The sequence below is a fragment of the Flavobacterium sp. FlaQc-57 genome, assembly GCF_044007395.1.
GTDB lineage: Bacteria > Bacteroidota > Bacteroidia > Flavobacteriales > Flavobacteriaceae > Flavobacterium.
The window spans coordinates 433,165-449,921 of the sequence record NZ_JBIPDA010000002.1 but is presented as its reverse complement, the minus strand read 5'-3'; the positions used below and the strand labels follow the sequence as shown (position 1 = coordinate 449,921).

Genomic DNA, 16,757 nt, shown 5'->3' with positions numbered 1-16,757 from the left:
TGTTTGAATTATAGACTGTTAAAATAAATGTTATATGATTGTAAAAAAAATATCAATAGTGGTTTCGGTGTTTTTTTCTATGTCTATGTTCGCGCAAGATGTTGCAAAAACAAATGTAGAAATTAAGCCAGAAGTAAAGATATCCTATTTAGATTCTGTTAAAAATACCTTCAAAAAAGATGAAACTGCAACACGCGTTGATAGTCTTTGGATGAAAGAATTAACAAGTTTAGATATTTATGATGACCTGACAAAAGACATTCAAACCATCAATACAGATGTTACTGTTGATGAAGAGTTGCCAACAGAGCTGTTAAAGCAGCGTTTGCAGGCAATGAACGAGAAATCGCCTTTTGATATAGAATACAATCAAGGATTAGAAAATATAATAAAGTCATTTCTTAAGAATCGTAAAAAATCGTTTTCTCGATTAATGGCTTTATCAGAATATTATTTCCCAATTTTTGAGGACGCTTTTGCCAAACAAAACGTTCCTTTAGAAATTAAATATTTAGCCGTTGTAGAATCTGCTTTAAATCCTAAAGCAGTTTCTAAAATGGGCGCCACAGGTCTTTGGCAATTCATGTACGGAACAGGTAAACAGTATGCACTTAAAATAGATTCGTATATTGACGAGCGTAGCGATCCACTTAAAGCTACAGCTGCAGCATCAGAGTACATGACCAAAATGTATAATATTTTTGGTGATTGGGAACTTGTTTTAGCTTCATACAATTCAGGACCAGGAAACGTAACAAAAGCAATTCGTCGTTCTGGCGGAAAAAGTAAATATTGGGACATTCGCAGTTATCTTCCAAAAGAAACTCAAGGTTATGTTCCCGCTTTTTTAGCTACAATGTACCTTTTTGAATATCACAAAGAACACGGAATAAACCCTGAAAGAGCGGTTGTTAAAAACTTCGAAACAGATACTGTTAACATTAAGAATGAAATGACATTCAAACAATTAGCAGATTTGTTAGATATGCCACAGTCTCAAATTCAACTTTTAAATCCTTCATACAAATTAAACGTTGTACCATATTATCAGGGAGAACAGCATTTCTTGCGTTTGCCGAAAGATAAAATTGCCACATTTGTTTCAAACGAAGACAAAATTTACAATTACGTTGCCTATCAATCAAGAACAAAATCATTGCCGGCACAATTGGCAATGAAAGTTGCACCAAAAGTAAAACCACTTGTAAAAGAAAAATTAGAATTGTCTAAAGATCTTCAGCTTTATAAAGTTCAAAAAGGAGACAATTTAGGTGCTATTGCAGATAGATACAATGTAAATATTAGTGATTTAAAGAAATGGAATAATCTTAAATCAAACGCGGTTGCACTTGGAAGAACGTTAAAAATTAAATCTGATTTTGATCCGTTAGCTAAAAATACTAAAGACATTAAATCAACACTTGCAGTTGAGAAAAAATCTGAAGAAGCTATTGCCTCTGCAGATGATAAAGACAAAAACAATGCACAGTCTCAAGAGTATGTTGTAGCAGCTGGAGATAATTTAGGAAGCATTGCAAAGAAATTCGGTACGACTATTGCGGAGTTAAAAGAACTAAATAGTCTGACTTCAAATAATATTGGTTTAGGAAAAACAATAGTAGTTTCTAAGGCAGTTCCTGAAATCATTGATGAAAGTGCAGTAACAACTGCTATAGCTTCAAATTCTTCGATTGATTCATTCAAGAAAAAAGCTGCTTCACCTAAAAATCTTGGAGAAGATTATTTCGTAAAAAAAGGAGATTCGTTGTATAGTATTTCTAAAAAATATCCTGGTGTAACCATTTCGGATATTAAAAAATGGAATAATATTAAAGACGGAGATATTAAACCCGGAATGAAACTCAAAATAAACGGATAATAAAAAATCTTACCTAAATTTGGGTTTTATTTCATAACTTAAGAAAATGAATAAAACCCATTTTTTATTTCTACTACTTCCGTTTTTATTGATTTCTTGTTTAAAGAACGATAAACAACCGCAACCAGTATCAGGTAAAACAAACTCGATTTCTATAATTATAGACGATCAGTTGTGGTACGGTGAAGTAGGAGACAGCATCCGAAATAAATTTGCATCGCCCGTTTTGGGACTCACGCAAGAAGAACCTTTATTTACTATAAACCAATATCCTGCACGTTTACTCGAAGGTTTTGTTACCGACAGCCGAAGTATTATAGTGGTTAAAAAAGCAGCAGTAGATAAGTTCGAAATCACCCATAGTAAATCATTGCCACACAATACATTTAGAATTTACGGAAAATCTGTAGACGACATTATTTGTAGTATCGAACTCAATTCAGCACAAATCATTAAAACGATCCGTGATGCTGAAATTCAGAAAATACAGGAAGATAACAGCAAATCATTGTTAAATCCGGCTGTTATAAAAAACAAATTCCATATCGATTTACAAATTCCAACAGGTTATGAGTACATGTTGCACAAAAAGAATTTTATTTGGCTCAAAAAAAATATCATAAGCGGGAATACGAGTTTGCTTATTTATCAAATTCCGATTCGTAGTTTTGAAAAAAGTTCAGATGTTGTGGGAAATATTATTCGAATGCGCGATTCTGTAGGAAGTTATATTAAAGGCAGTGAACCCAATACACGAATGATAACTGGTGAAGCATATGCACCCTATTTTTCGACTACAACTTTAGACGAGAAAAAAGCGTATGAAACTAAAGGAACCTGGGAATTAAAAAATGATTTTATGGCCGGACCCTTTATTAATTACGCAATTGTAGACAAAACCTACAATAGAATTTTAGTAATTGAAGGATTCTGTTATTCGCCATCCAATCAGGAACGTGATTTAATGCTGGATTTAGAAGCGATTATAAAATCAGTTAAAGTAGATAGAAGATAAATTTTAAGATTAGAATATTATAGAATGGAGTTAAAATGGAAAATAAAGCCTTTTGAGGCATTAACAGTTCATGAGTTATATGATTTGCTTAAATTAAGAAGTGAGATCTTTGTATTAGAGCAAAACTGCGTTTATTTGGATCTTGATGGTAAAGACAAGAAAGCATTACACCTAATTGGGGAATACGACAATAAAATTGTAGCTTATGTTCGCTTATTTGATGCCGGTATTAGTTTTGATAACGCTTCAATAGGGCGCGTAGTAGTAGATGCAAATTATCGAGATAGAAAATGGGGACACGATTTAATGCGTGAAGCGATTGCAGCAATAAAATCAAACTTCAATAAAGATGAAATCACAATAGGTGCTCAGTTGTATTTGAAAAAATTCTACGAGAGTCACGGATTTGTTCAATCCAGCGAAATGTATCTGGAAGATGATATTCCTCATATCGAAATGATAAGAAAGTAAAATTTTGATTTTTAAACCCGACAGTTTTTTAAACCCTGTTGGGTTTAATTTTTTGTATTCAAATCTTAGTAATCAAGAACTCCACCCGACGATCAAGATTATCGCCTTTTCCTAATGGATATTTATTACCGCAGCCCTGATAAGTCATACGATTTTTGGATATTTTTTTAGAACTCAAATAATAAAAAACAGTTTTGGCACGATTCCAGGAAAGCCTTCTTTCCTTAGTGTCTTTATCAATACCGTCGCTGTATATTTCCGGAGTACAGCAAACATGTCCTCTTATTTCAAATTCAATATTTTTTTGATTTTGTAAAGCAGTAGCAATTTTATCCAATTCTCTTTTAGAATTTGTAGTGAGTTTTGCACTTCCAATATCAAACAAAATGTTTTCCAGAAAAATCTTGTCGCCAACTTTCACTTTGTCTGTAAATGAGTTGTAAATTCCTTTTCCGTAGCTGTTTTTCTTGACAACAATCAAATCGACCCGCCGATTCCGTAAACGGGTTTCATGAAGATTTTCAATTGTATCAGGTCTCACAACAATGCGACCCTTTCCTTCAAGTATAACGATTTTACTTTGATTGAATCCGGCTGAAACCAATAGATTCTGAATGGTATTGGCACGATTATTTGATAAACGAAAATTATATTCGTCAGTTCCGCGATCATCGCAATAGCCATAAATTTGTATTGACTCTACTTTAGAGCTGTCAATTGTTTTGATAAAATGGGTTACAACTTCGCTTTGATTTGGAGTAAGATCGAATTTATCAAATTCGAAATAAATAGTTTCAATAGGTTTTTGCTGCGCCGATAAATTGTAAATAATAAACAGAAATAGGGCTCTACAAAGTTTCATTCTTTTTACATTTTTAAAATCGTTTTATACTCAGTTTGATTATTTAAAACATTTACTGCTTTTTTAATTTCTGAATTATTTTTAATGTAATATTGATACAAACCTTCTTGATATTGGTATCTTTTAATCAGTTCTTCCTGAATAAGACCTTTTATCTCTTTCTGATTTTTATCTAATAATGTACTTTCGCTTTTTTCTAATGCAGCCAGTAATTGTTGATATTCAGGTGCGATCGTTTCATCGATTTTTTCAGTTTTAGCTGCTGCCAAAGTGTTTCTTAAAGCAATTTCAGTTTCAGTATCAAAACTAATTTTGTTCGTTTTTAAGTATTGTTTAAAACTGCTGTAATCAGCGTCAGTAATAGTTGGAATTTTATCTCCTAAATTTGGATTTTTGTAGTAATAAGTTGTCGCGTAATCAAAGATTCCGTCGTTTTTCATTAATGCACTCGTGATCGGGCTTATTTTGGTTTCATCCAATTCGATATCCGGTAAAACACCTCCGCCATCATAAACAGTTCTTCCTTTTCTGGTTTTAAAAGCATTAAAGTTTTTAGCGTCCGTTTTTTGAGCAACACCATTTTTATCTTTGTGCGCGTAATCTAATGCCTGAATGCAACGGCCGGAAGGTGTGTAATAGCGCGAAATAGTAACTTTTAACTGCGTTCCGTAAGTTAGATCTACAGAACGTTGTACCAAACCTTTTCCAAAACTGCGGCTTCCTAAAATCACAGCACGATCTAAATCCTGCAAAGCTCCCGATACAATTTCAGATGCAGATGCACTTCGTCCGTTTACTAAAATAGCCAAAGGAATTTCAGTATCTACAGGTTCTTTCGTCGTTTTGTAAATATTATTGTGTTTCTCGATTCTGGATTTTGTAGTAACAATAACTTCATTTTTGGGAACAAACAAATTGCAAATATCAATTGCTTCGTTAAGTAAACCACCCGGATTTCCTCTTAAATCAAGGACAATCTGTTTTGCTCCGTCAGCTTTTAATTTTTCCAGAGCATCTTTTACCTCAGTTGATGCTTTTCTGCTAAAATGTGCTAAGACAATATAACCCGTTTTGTCATCAATTTTTCCGTAAAATGGAACCGATTTAATGTCGACTTCATCTAAAACCAAATCGGTTGTAAAAGTTTTACCCTGACGGATATATTTGATAGTAATCTTAGTATTTTTTGTACCTTTTAATAATTGTGAAGCATCATCTTTAAAATCAGCAATCATAACATCACCAATCTGAATAATTTCGTCTCCCGCTTTTAATCCCGCTTTATCTGCAGGATAATTTTTATAAGGCTCACGAACAATTAGTCGATCTTTTTTTCTTGAGATCAAAGCACCAATTCCGGTATATTCTCCAGTATTATTGATTTTGAAATTGACAACATCGCGCTCGTTAAAGTAAACCGTATAAGGATCTAAACTTCCCAACATGCTTTTAATAGCTTTGTCCATCAAATCAACAGGATTCGTTTCGTCGACATAATTTGTATTAACGGCTTTAAACAATGTCGTGAATATTTCTATTTGCTTGGCGATTTCAAAAAAGTCGTCTTTGAAACTGGTTCCAATAAATAAAAATCCTGCCGCAACAGTTGGTATGATAAATTTCTTTTTGAAATAAGGATACATGATTATATTTTTTTTCTTTTAAATCTTTTTCTAATAAAATAGGCGAGTACGCAAAATAGTATAATAAATGGCCAAACACTAAGAATCCAGAGTAAAAACCCTGAAAGACTATAAAATCCGGATTCAATTGCACTCCAAATTTTTGAGCCATAAGATGTTTTCACACCTTCTTTTTGAGCTATGGTTTTGTAAAATTCAATGGTAACAGTACTTTCCGAAACACGATTTTCAAGGTATTTCAATTGTCCTTCTTTAGCTTCAATTTCTTCACGAATTGCCGAAATCTGTTTTTCAATTTCCAGAATCTCATTTATTTTGGTTGCTTTTTGAAGAATTTGTAGATAACGTTCTTCAAGTTTTCGTTTCGTTTTTAATCTTGAAGTTAAGTCAATATATTCTTCGGTAACATTTTGAGAAGAAATATCTTTTCTTTCAAAATAAGAAACACCTTTTGAAATCGCATTTATAAAAGCATCAAAATTTTGACTAGGAACACGAACAGTTAAATTTCTATAGATGTTGTCGTAATCTTTACCTTCAGAATCATTTTGGATAGTAGCCTTATTTGCTGCAATTGCAGTTTGAATTCGATTGAAAGTATCTTCCAAATTATCGGTTTCAAATCGAATAGAAGCTTCTTTTATAATTTTTTGTGGAATTTCAGGAGAAGCAGGATCAGCCATTTTATCTTTCGCATCTGAATTTGCAATCGATTCATTTTTTGGAGGAAGCTTAACAGCACTAACTGCCATCTCTGCCATTGGTTCCTCGTGTTTGCTACAACCTGAAAAGCTCAAAAGAGCAAAGAACAAAAAGAAAATATATCTCATGATTTTTTCAAATTAGATCTAAAACTACAATTTTTTTATAATTTTTCGTATAATTTGACAGATAAACTTGTTTTTGGAGATTTATGCTTCTGTTTTATTTTCAGAATCATTGTCTTTGTTTACTTGCGCAAGGAATTTCTCAAACAGCTGAATCGTTTTGATATTGATTTCTTCGTAAGATAATTTGTCTTTAGTCTGATAAAAAAACATAATAGAGTAAGGCTCATTTATGTTGTCTAAAAGCAAATGTTTGTTCAATCGATACGTTTCTCGCAAAACACGTTTGAAATAATTACGATCAACAGCCCTTTTGAAGTTTTTTTTTGAAACTGAAACGCCAATTTTGATTTTTTCCTCTGAATTTTCTTCCGCTTGACGATAAACCAAACGCAACGGATATTTAGAAACTGATTTCCCTTCAGAAAACAGTAAACCTATTGTCGTTTTGCTCTTTAAGCGTTCATTTTTGGGATAAGTAAAGTTCATTTAATTCAGAAAAAAATTGCAAATTTTAGGACAAAGGTACAATTGTATTGCAAATGCAAACTAATATTTAAGCAATTACTTTTTGTATCCCGATCAATCGGGGCAATTTTCAATCTTTTAAAATTTCGATTTCCAATCATATTAGATAATTTATCGGGATTCATGTGTTTTCTATAAATTAAATATGATTTTCTATAAGCGATAACTTTTATATCAGACTTATATTTGTAAAATTCAATTTACGAATCCATTATAATTGATGCAGATTTGTACGATTTATAATAAAATTATTTCGGTAACTATCATATTTGTTTGTAGTTATATAATTTTTATAGCGCTAAAAATTTATTTATTACTTTTGGGCATTAATTTTTTAAGCATGCAAAAAATAATTTCCTATCCAATATCAGTAATATACTATCTAGTTTTTAGTTTGTGTTTGCTAGTATTTCATCCAATACAGTGGATTTGCCTAAATGTTTTTGGCTATCAGGCTCATAAAAAAAGCGTTGATTATTTGAATTTTTTCCTTCTAAAATGTACAAACTTGGTAGGAACGACATATAAAATCGAAAACAGAGAGACAATTCCAACAGGAGTTCCAATTATTTTTGTTTCTAATCACCAAAGTATGTACGATATCATTGCAATGATTTGGTACTTTAGACGTTTTCATTGTAAATTTGTAAGTAAGAAAGAGTTAGGTAGCGGAATCCCGAGTGTGTCGTACAATTTGCGCCACGGAGGTTCAGTGTTAATTGACCGTAAAGACCCAAAACAGGCTATTCCAACAATTAAAGGTTTGTCTGAATATATTGAAAAAAATACAAGATCTGCTGTTATTTTTCCTGAAGGAACAAGAAGTAAAACAGGAAAACCAAAAGAATTTGCTCAAAATGGTTTAAAAATTTTATGCAAATATGCACCATCAGCATATGTTGTACCAGTGAGTATCAATAATTCATGGAAAATGGTAAGATTTGGTTTTTTCCCGGTTGGTTTAGGAAATCGCCTTACCTTTACCGTTCATAAAGCTATGGCAGTAAAAGACTATAATTTTGCAGATTTAATGGCGATGACAGAGAAAGCAGTTGTAGAAGGAGTAAACGAGTATAAATAGATTTTTGTTTTTAGTGAAGAACTAAAACTTAAATCCCAATCTTAAATAAGTAATGTCTATAAAAAACATTAGATTAGAAGTAATGCAGTTTTTGGAAAAAAACGTGGATAGCTTCGTTGAACAGTATTTAATCCCAGTAGAAAAAATTTGGCAGCCGTCAGATTTTCTGCCTAATTCTGAAGGAGATAATTTCTTTGAGGAGGTTAGAGAACTACGTGAAATTGCTAAGGAATTACCATATGATTTCTGGGTAACGCTTGTTGGTGATACAATTACCGAAGAAGCTTTACCAACTTACGAATCTTGGTTAATGGATGTTGAAGGTATAAATCAGATCGAAAATGGTGGTAACGGCTGGTCAAAATGGATCAGGCAGTGGACTGGAGAAGAAAACCGTCATGGAGATCTTTTAAATAAATACTTGTATTTGTCTGGTCGTGTAAACATGCGTGAAATCGAAATGACCACACAGCATTTAATCAACGACGGTTTTGATATTGGAACTGGATCTGACCCATACAAAAACTTTGTATATACTAGTTTCCAGGAATTAGCAACATATGTATCACACAATAGAGTAGCTCAGATGGCTAAGAAATTTGGTGATAATAAGTTGTCTAAAATGTGTAAAATGATTGCAGGTGACGAAATGCGTCATCACCATGCATATAGCGAGTTTGTTACACGTATTTTTGCAGTAGATCCTAGCGAAATGATGTTGGCGTTTCAATACATGATGAAACAAAAAATCGTTATGCCAGCTCATTTCTTGAGAGAATCAGGTCAAAAAATAAGTACAGCTTTTGAACAATTTTCAGATTCAGCACAACGTATTGGAGTTTATACTGCAAACGATTATGTTGATATCATGCAAAAATTAATCGACAAATGGGAAATTGATAAGATTTCTAATTTAACAGATGAAGCTGAAAAAGCACGTGATTATTTAATGAAATTGCCAGCTCGTATGGCAAGAATTTCTGAAAGAATGGTTATTCCGCAAGAATCGCACATCTTCAAATGGGTTGAACCGGCTAGACTTTAAATTTTAGATTCCTGATTTTAGAGTTTATATTGTTTTATAAGCTCTATTTCATGTTTTTAATTAAAATCGTAAATATATTTGTTGATTGTTGAGGATTTAAAGCTTTGACAATCAACATTTTTTTTAAAATACCACTATGAATAATTCTGATTTAATAAACAAAACAATTGCTTTTGTAAAAGAAAAACTTAACGATGCCGAAGGCGGACACGATTGGTTTCATATTGAACGTGTTTATAAAAACGCGCTTTTAATTGCAAGAGGAACTGATTGCGATCTAACAGTTGTACAATTAGGTGCTCTTCTTCATGATATTGCTGATAGTAAATTTCATAACGGAGACGAAACGATTGGACCAAAAACAGCACGTTTGTTTTTAGAAACAGAAAACGTTTCAGAAGACATAATCCAACATGTGGTAAATATCATCGAAAACATCTCATATAAAGGCGGAAACTTCAAAAAGAGCTTCTCGTCTATAGAATTGGATATCGTTCAGGATGCGGATCGTTTGGACGCAATAGGAGCGATTGGAGTAGCAAGAGCGTTCAATTATGGAGGTTTCAAAAATAGAACCTTACATGACCCCGAAATTGCGCCAATAACGAATATGAGCAAAGAAGAATACAAAAAGAATAATGCACCAACGATAAATCATTTTTACGAAAAACTTTTACTCTTAAAAGATAAAATGAATACCGAAACCGGAAAACAAATCGCTGCCGAAAGACATCGATTTATGGAAGTTTTTTTAGCTCAGTTTTACGCAGAGTGGGAAGGAGCTAAGTAAGTTTTCAGTCTCAGTTTTCAGTAAAAAAAATGGCTTCAAATTTTGAGGCCATTTTTTTATGTGTTTATAATTATTTTAGTTGGTGTAAATTAGGATGTCAAGCTGAGCGGAGTCGAAGCCTTTTAAACCTTTGTCCCTATGAGCCTCTGCAACTTTGAACCTTCTTTTCTAAGAACATCCACAATTTCCGTCACCGCAATCTTTTTTCTTTTTAGATTTCCAAAAGAACTTTTTAATCAAAAAACCAACAGCGATAAGTAATATTCCAAAAGCAATAATTTCCTGTATCATGATAATTTATTTTAGAAGTTGATACGCAAACAGCGCAACAAAATAGGCAAGACCACTCATTAAAACGAGCTGCATAGCAGGCCATTTCCATGAATTGGTTTCTTTTTTTGTAATGGCCAATGTACTGGCGCATTGCATTGCAAAGGCATAAAACAGCAATAAAGAAATTCCAGAAGCAAAATTGAAGATCTTCTGACCTGTTTGCGGGTTTATTTCTTCCTGCATTTTACTTTTAATAGTAGCTTCATTGTCGCTGCTGCCAACGCTGTAAATAGTTGCAAGAGTTCCCACAAAAACTTCACGTGCAGCAAACGAACTTATAATTGCAATCCCAATTTTCCAGTCGTAACCCAAAGGTGCAATCGCAGGTTCAATTACGTGACCCATGATTCCTATATACGAGTTCTCTAATTTTTGAGAAGCCACTTCGTTTTCAAATTCGATTTCAGTAAGCGGTTTGTCGACAAATCGTTCTTTTACAATTGCTTCAGCTTCATTAAAATTCTCTCCAGGTCCAAAAGAAGCTAAAAACCACAAAATAACAGATATCGCTAAAATGATTTTACCTGCTCCAACCACAAAGGCTTTTGTTTTTTCAACCACGTTGATTCCAACATTCTTAAGCAATGGCATTTTATAACTTGGCATTTCAACCACAAAATAAGTTTTAGAGTTGAATTTCAATATTTTGTTTAAGATATAAGCAGAAAGAATTGCCGTTACAAAACCTAGTAAATACAATAACATCAAAGCTAATCCCTGCATATTTAGTACGCCAAAAATTCGCTCGTTTGGTATTACTAATGAAATGATAATCGTATAAACAGGCAATCTTGCAGAACAAGTTGTAAAAGGAGTTACCAGTATCGTAATCAAACGTTCTTTCCAGTTTTCGATATTTCGTGTCGCCATAATCGCCGGAATTGCACAAGCAGTTCCTGAAATTAATGGCACAACACTTTTTCCCGAAAGACCAAACTTGCGCATGATTTTATCCATCAAAAAGACCACGCGGCTCATATAACCGCTTTCTTCCAAAATAGATATAAACAAAAATAAAAATGCAATTTGCGGAATAAATATAATTACACCGCCAATTCCGGGCACAATTCCCTGCGAAAGTAAATCCGTTAGAATTCCGCTTGGTAATTCCTGTGCAACCCAGCTGCTTAACGAAGCAAAAGTGCTGTCAATAAAATCCATCGGAACAGTTGACCAGCTGAAAATCGATTGGAAAATCAAAAACAAAATGAATAGAAAAATTACATATCCCCAAACTTTATGAGTTAAAACGCGATCTAGCTTGGCTCTGAAATCTGTAGCTACTGATTCATCAACTTTTAAACCTTCTCTTAAAACATCATTTATAAATTGATATCTTTTGATGGTTTCTTTTTGTTGCAAACGCTTTAATTCTGAATGCGATTTAGTAAAAGTACTTCTGATTTCATTTCGATCTAAATTCGAAAAATTCACATCTTGCGTAATCACCAACCATAATTTATACAGTAATTGATTCGGAAAAGCATGTTGTAATTTCTTAAAATACTCTTCATCAATCACCGAAGCATTCAAACAAGGTTCGTGCGGAATCGTTTTATAAGAAACAATAAGCTCTTTTAATTGCTCAATTCCCAGGCCTTTTCGAGAACTTACTAAAGCAATTTTAGTTTTTAGTTTTTCTTCAAGATAAGGAATATCAAGAGTGATTCCTTTACTTTCCATACGATCCGACATGTTGATCACTAAAATTGTCGGGATTTCAAGGTCTTTTATTTGAGTGTAAATCAGTAAGTTTCGTTTCAGATTTTCGACATCTGTAACAACAACCGCAACATCAGGATATAATTTGTCATTTTTGTTTAACAAAAGCTCAATTACCACACTTTCGTCCATAGAACTTGCATTCAGACTATAAGTTCCGGGTAAATCCAAAATGTTAGCCTTGATGTTGTGAGGTAATTTACAGAATCCGATTTTTTTCTCAACCGTAATTCCGGGATAATTTCCAACTTGTTGATTTAAGCCGGTAAGCTGATTGAAAACTGAGGTTTTTCCGGTATTTGGATTTCCGATAAGGGCAACATTGATATTTTGAATGCTCATTACAAATTTGTTTTGATAAGTTCAACTTCAATTTCACGAGCAGTTTCAACACGAATGGCTACGTGTGAACCATTAATGTCTAAATATAATGGGTCTCCAAAAGGAGCAATTTGAAGTAATTCGACTAAGTTGCCTGGCAAACAGCCCATCTCTAATAACTTTAAAGGAATCAAATCGATATCAAAATCTTTGATAATGGCTTTTTCGCCTTTTTTTAGGGTATGAATTGTATTTTGCAAAGCTTATTTAGATTGAATTTAGATTGCAAAAATAGACAATTATTCTTTATTTCAAGGCATTTAACAGTTTTCTAAATGCTAAATGTTTCTAAAAATTCGATTTATTAATTTTACCGTTATCTTATTTTTTAAAGAATTGCATTACATTTAGTGAAAAATCTCGCCTACTAAAAATGAAAAAAGTATTCTACATTTTTATTGTTTCCCAATTCCTATTTAATTGTTCAATAAATAAGGATCAACAAGCACCTATTAATGATTATATTTCAAGTTTGAATTTGAAAGATTCAGACAAAATTATGATCATTCAAGAAAAAATCAATAATAATGTAACGATTGATATCTTTAAAGGAAATATTTACTTTTCGCGTTATACAAATAAATATGAAAGAAATGAAGGTGTTGATAAGCCTTTGTATGACGAGAAGAACTGGGAAAAAATGAGAAGTAAGTATGAAAATAAATATATAAAAGACCATTGGATAAAAGGAGATTATTGGACTTTAAAAGACTTTAAGTTCCCAAATATTATTTTTATAAAACAGGAAAAATTTCCAAATCCAGGTAAATATGAAAAATTCGACTTTCAAGAAAACTACAAAGTTTTTTCATTCTCAGATACAATATATTACAAACATAACAAGTATGCCGTATTTACTATAAAATCAACAACAACTGATTATAAAGATATTGATACAACGTCTATATTAATTTTAACAAAAATTAAGGGTAAATGGACTGTCCTCGAAAAGGTGGGGGACGGTATTTATCGCTGATTAAGTTTTAATTTTTTTTTTAGATAAAGAACATAATAAAAAAAGACGCTAAGAATTTTACTTTAAATTCTTAGCGTCTTTTTTTATTTTATCAATTGCTAAATATTTATTTTTACTCCTGAGACAAGAAATCGATGTCTTCTAAAAGGCGTTTGATTTCTTCTTTATTCGTTCCGTCATAAAAACCACGAACACGACGTTTTTGATCTACTAAAACAAAATTTTCAGTATGAACCATGTCATACAATTGATCCGGACGTCCAAGCTTTACCGCCAGATACGATTTTCTGGCCATAGTGTAAATTTCCTTTTTATCGCCTGTTACTAAATTCCATTTACTATCCACAACATGATGTTTTACGGCATATTCTTTAAGAACAGGAATACTGTCAACTTCAGGAAAAACAGTGTGAGAAAGCAACATCACTTTTGGATTGTTTAAAACTGCTTTTTGAACTTCTTCCAGGTTTGTTGTCATTTTTGGACAAATAGATCCACAAGTAGTGAAGAAGAAATCAGCAACATAAATTTTTCCTTCGTAATTTTTTTGAGTAATTGTATCGCCGTTTTGATTGACAAACGAAAAATCGGCAATGGTGTGATACTTACTTTTGTATTGAACCGTGCTATCTACTAATTCAGGATTTACATCGGCCGGATTGTAGATTGGTAACGTTTTTTGTGGCTTTAAAGCCGAATAAAATAAAGATATAGTGACAGCCGAAAATATAATTAAAACAATAAAGAATTTTCGGTATTTGTATAAAAGCGATTTCATAAAAACAATTTGGCGCAAAAATACGAAAAGAGCGTTTTAAAAGTCACAATTATAATGCTTTTTAACAAAGTGTATTTGATTTTTACCGGCACGAATTTCACAAATTTTCTTGAATTAGAACAGTTGTTTTATTGTTATCGTGAATCGAGGAAAATGCAATTCGAGAAAATTTGTGTAATTCGTGGCAAAAAGAAAGAATAAATTGTGCAAACCCAGCGATTAATTGATGCGTGTATCTTGAGCCATGTAGTGAATTATTTGCATCAATATAAAGCCGTTAAATTATTCCTATAATTTTAACATAGACTTCCAAATATTAACAATACGTTTGTAGATACACAAAAACACACTCGAAAATGAATAAAAAGCTTACTAAACCCTTGTTTTGTGTCTTTTCTGTAATGTTTTCATTAACTGCAGTTAAAGCCCAAAACGCAACACCAAAAGAACCAGGTATTAATGTTTCGTACATGAATACAAAAGTAAGTCCAGGTCAGGACTTTTTTCAATACGTAAACGGAACTTGGTTAAGTAAAACCGAAATTCCTAGTGATCGTACAACTTGGGGAAGTTTTAATGAGTTAATCAAAAAAACAGACAAAGATGCAATGTCTATCCTAAAAGAAGCATCTAAAAATCCAAAATACAAATCAGACACCGATCAAGGTAAAGCGGTTAATTTATTCTCTACTATTTTAGATACAGTAGGGAGAAATAAAGCAGGAATAAAACCTTTGCAACCTTACTTAAAAAAGATTGATGCGATTAAAAACGTTTCTGATCTTCAAAAGTATTTAGCTGAAATTGGACAAGAAGGTAATGTTGTCTTTTTTGGAATTTATATTGGAGCTGATGAAAAAAACAGTTCTAAAAACTCAGTGAGCCTTGGCGTAAGCAGATTAGGATTACCTGATAAGGATTATTACACATCTGAAGATAAAGATTCTAAAGAAAAACGTGCAAAATATGAGCTTCATGTAGCAAAGATGATGCAGTTTATTGGTGAATCTCCAGAGAAAGCAAAGCAAAGTGCAGCTGGAATTTTAGCTTTAGAAACAGAATTGTCAAAACCAAGATTAAATAGAGTTGAAAGCAGAGACAGTCGTTTACAATACAATCCAATGACAGTTGCTGAACTTCAAAAATTAACACCTGCGATCAAGTGGGATGCTTATTTTACAACTCTTGGGTTGGCAAAGTTAGACACGGTTGTGGTTATGGAACCTAAATACATGAAAGCTTTGCAAACTGTTTTTACTGAAAATAAAGTAGGACAGTGGAAAGAATACTTGAAATGGGACATGTTAAATACAGTTTCTACTCAATTGTCAACAGATATCGAGGCAGCAAGTTTTGATTTTTACAGTAAAACATTAAGAGGTGCCGTAAAACAATTGCCACGTGAAGAAAAAGCATTGCAAGTTGTAAATAATACCGTTGGTGAAGCGCTTGGTAAATTATATGTTGAAAAAGTATTTCCTGCTGAAGCAAAAACCAAAGCAGTCGATATGATTCATAATGTTATTTTGGCGTACCAAAACCGTATTAATAATTTAAGCTGGATGTCTGCGGCTACTAAAGTAAAAGCGATTGAAAAATTAAATAAAATCACAATTAAAGTTGGTTATCCTGATAAATGGAAAGATTATTCAGCGCTTGAAATTAAAAGTGTTGCTGATGGAGGAAGTTATGTAGAAAATTCCCGAAATATTGCCAAATGGAATTTCAAAAAAGGAATTGAAAAATTAGGTAAGCCTGTTGATAAAACAGAGTGGGGAATGTCGCCACAAACAGTAAACGCATATTACAATCCGTCTTATAACGAGATTGTTTTTCCGGCAGCGATCTTACAACCGCCTTTTTACAATTACCAAGCTGATGAAGCTGTAAATTACGGTGGAATTGGAGCAGTAATTGGACATGAAATTTCTCATGGATTTGATGATTCAGGTGCACGTTATAATGCTGAAGGAAATTTAGTAGACTGGTGGACTCCAGAAGATTTAAAACAATTTACTGCACTTGGTAAAGCTTTAGCAGATCAATATAGTGCTTTAGAGCCTTTGCCTGGAATTCATGTAGACGGAAATTTTACTTTAGGTGAAAACATTGGTGATTTAGGCGGAATTAATGCTGCTTACGACGGTTTACAATTGTATTTGAAAAAGAATGGAAATCCTGGTTTAATTGACGGATTTACACCTGAGCAACGTTTCTTTATTTCTTGGGCTACAGTTTGGAGAACAAAATCGAGAGACGAAGCAATTAAAAATCAGGTAAAAACTGATCCGCATTCTCCTGGAATGTACAGAGCAGTTGTTCCAGTTCAAAACGTAGATGCTTTTTATGAAGCCTTTGGAATTAAAAAAGGGGACAAAATGTATATAGAACCAGAAAAAAGAGTTAAAATCTGGTAATATCAAATA

At 32.7% G+C, this 16,757-nt stretch carries 16 protein-coding genes; 8 read left to right on the top strand and 8 right to left on the bottom strand.

Features of this window, described 5'->3' with window-relative positions; all coding sequences use genetic code 11:
• Window positions 1–34: 34 nt before the first annotated feature.
• Genes ACHRVZ_RS07940 through ACHRVZ_RS07930 form a run of 3 tightly spaced genes read left to right on the top strand, consistent with a single transcriptional unit; the run spans window position 35 to window position 3,365 of the window.
• The gene (locus ACHRVZ_RS07940; protein WP_395421745.1) at window positions 35–1,879 is read left to right on the top strand and encodes a LysM peptidoglycan-binding domain-containing protein; all 1,845 of its coding nucleotides are present in this window, start codon (window positions 35–37) and stop codon (window positions 1,877–1,879) included.
• A gap of 46 nt (window positions 1,880–1,925) precedes the next feature.
• A complete protein-coding gene (locus ACHRVZ_RS07935; protein WP_395421744.1) occupies window positions 1,926–2,894 on the top strand; it encodes a DUF4837 family protein in 969 nt (322 codons plus the stop codon).
• A gap of 24 nt (window positions 2,895–2,918) precedes the next feature.
• The gene (locus ACHRVZ_RS07930) at window positions 2,919–3,365 is read left to right on the top strand and encodes a GNAT family N-acetyltransferase (RefSeq protein WP_395421743.1); all 447 of its coding nucleotides are present in this window, start codon (window positions 2,919–2,921) and stop codon (window positions 3,363–3,365) included.
• Between the two features lie 58 nt (window positions 3,366–3,423).
• On the opposite strand, the gene ACHRVZ_RS07925 is transcribed toward ACHRVZ_RS07930, so the two are convergent.
• From ACHRVZ_RS07925 to rnpA, 4 genes are all read right to left on the bottom strand, one after another.
• The gene (locus ACHRVZ_RS07925) at window positions 3,424–4,227 is read right to left on the bottom strand and encodes an OmpA family protein (protein ID WP_395421742.1); all 804 of its coding nucleotides are present in this window, start codon (window positions 4,225–4,227) and stop codon (window positions 3,424–3,426) included.
• A gap of 5 nt (window positions 4,228–4,232) precedes the next feature.
• Window positions 4,233–5,870 (bottom strand): S41 family peptidase, encoded by a 1,638-nt coding sequence (locus ACHRVZ_RS07920; RefSeq protein WP_395421741.1) that lies wholly within the window; start codon window positions 5,868–5,870, stop codon window positions 4,233–4,235.
• Between the two features lie 2 nt (window positions 5,871–5,872).
• Window positions 5,873–6,700 (bottom strand): DUF4349 domain-containing protein, encoded by an 828-nt coding sequence (locus tag ACHRVZ_RS07915; protein WP_395421740.1) that lies wholly within the window; start codon window positions 6,698–6,700, stop codon window positions 5,873–5,875.
• Between the two features lie 81 nt (window positions 6,701–6,781).
• Window positions 6,782–7,186 (bottom strand): ribonuclease P protein component, encoded by a 405-nt coding sequence (rnpA, locus tag ACHRVZ_RS07910; RefSeq protein WP_395421739.1) that lies wholly within the window; start codon window positions 7,184–7,186, stop codon window positions 6,782–6,784.
• Between the two features lie 379 nt (window positions 7,187–7,565).
• Here rnpA and ACHRVZ_RS07905 point away from each other — a divergent pair, with 379 nt between their 5' ends.
• From ACHRVZ_RS07905 to ACHRVZ_RS07895, 3 genes are all read left to right on the top strand, one after another.
• Window positions 7,566–8,306: a lysophospholipid acyltransferase family protein gene (locus ACHRVZ_RS07905; RefSeq protein ID WP_395421737.1), complete on the top strand. Its 741-nt coding sequence runs from the start codon at window positions 7,566–7,568 to the stop codon at window positions 8,304–8,306.
• A 52-nt stretch (window positions 8,307–8,358) separates the two neighbouring features.
• Window positions 8,359–9,351, top strand: a complete 993-nt coding sequence (locus tag ACHRVZ_RS07900) for an acyl-ACP desaturase (protein ID WP_395421736.1) — start codon at window positions 8,359–8,361, stop codon at window positions 9,349–9,351.
• Between the two features lie 136 nt (window positions 9,352–9,487).
• Complete coding sequence (locus ACHRVZ_RS07895) at window positions 9,488–10,141, top strand: HD domain-containing protein (RefSeq protein ID WP_395421735.1); 654 nt, start codon at window positions 9,488–9,490, stop codon at window positions 10,139–10,141.
• Window positions 10,142–10,309: 168 nt separating this feature from the next.
• Here the strand turns inward: ACHRVZ_RS07895 and ACHRVZ_RS07890 are convergent, their stop codons facing one another.
• Genes ACHRVZ_RS07890 through ACHRVZ_RS07880 form a run of 3 tightly spaced genes read right to left on the bottom strand, consistent with a single transcriptional unit; the run spans window position 10,310 to window position 12,777 of the window.
• Window positions 10,310–10,432: a FeoB-associated Cys-rich membrane protein gene (locus tag ACHRVZ_RS07890; protein ID WP_395421734.1), complete on the bottom strand. Its 123-nt coding sequence runs from the start codon at window positions 10,430–10,432 to the stop codon at window positions 10,310–10,312.
• A gap of 6 nt (window positions 10,433–10,438) precedes the next feature.
• Entirely contained in the window at window positions 10,439–12,538 is a 2,100-nt protein-coding gene (gene feoB, locus ACHRVZ_RS07885) for a ferrous iron transport protein B (RefSeq protein ID WP_395421733.1), read from the bottom strand.
• Complete coding sequence (locus ACHRVZ_RS07880; protein WP_017495803.1) at window positions 12,538–12,777, bottom strand: FeoA family protein; 240 nt, start codon at window positions 12,775–12,777, stop codon at window positions 12,538–12,540. Before ACHRVZ_RS07880 ends, feoB begins: the two co-directional genes overlap by 1 nt.
• A 173-nt stretch (window positions 12,778–12,950) precedes the next feature.
• Between ACHRVZ_RS07880 and ACHRVZ_RS07875 the strand changes: the two genes are divergently transcribed.
• On the top strand, window positions 12,951–13,553 hold the full coding sequence (locus ACHRVZ_RS07875; protein WP_395421732.1) for a hypothetical protein: 603 nt from the start codon (window positions 12,951–12,953) through the stop codon (window positions 13,551–13,553).
• 112 nt (window positions 13,554–13,665) lie between these two features.
• Here ACHRVZ_RS07875 and ACHRVZ_RS07870 read toward each other — a convergent pair whose 3' ends face one another.
• A complete protein-coding gene (locus ACHRVZ_RS07870; protein ID WP_395421731.1) occupies window positions 13,666–14,331 on the bottom strand; it encodes an SCO family protein in 666 nt (221 codons plus the stop codon).
• 356 nt (window positions 14,332–14,687) lie between these two features.
• On the opposite strand from ACHRVZ_RS07870, the gene ACHRVZ_RS07865 reads away from it, so the two are divergent.
• Complete coding sequence (locus ACHRVZ_RS07865; protein WP_395421730.1) at window positions 14,688–16,748, top strand: M13 family metallopeptidase; 2,061 nt, start codon at window positions 14,688–14,690, stop codon at window positions 16,746–16,748.
• The last annotated feature ends 9 nt before the right edge of the window (window positions 16,749–16,757 follow it).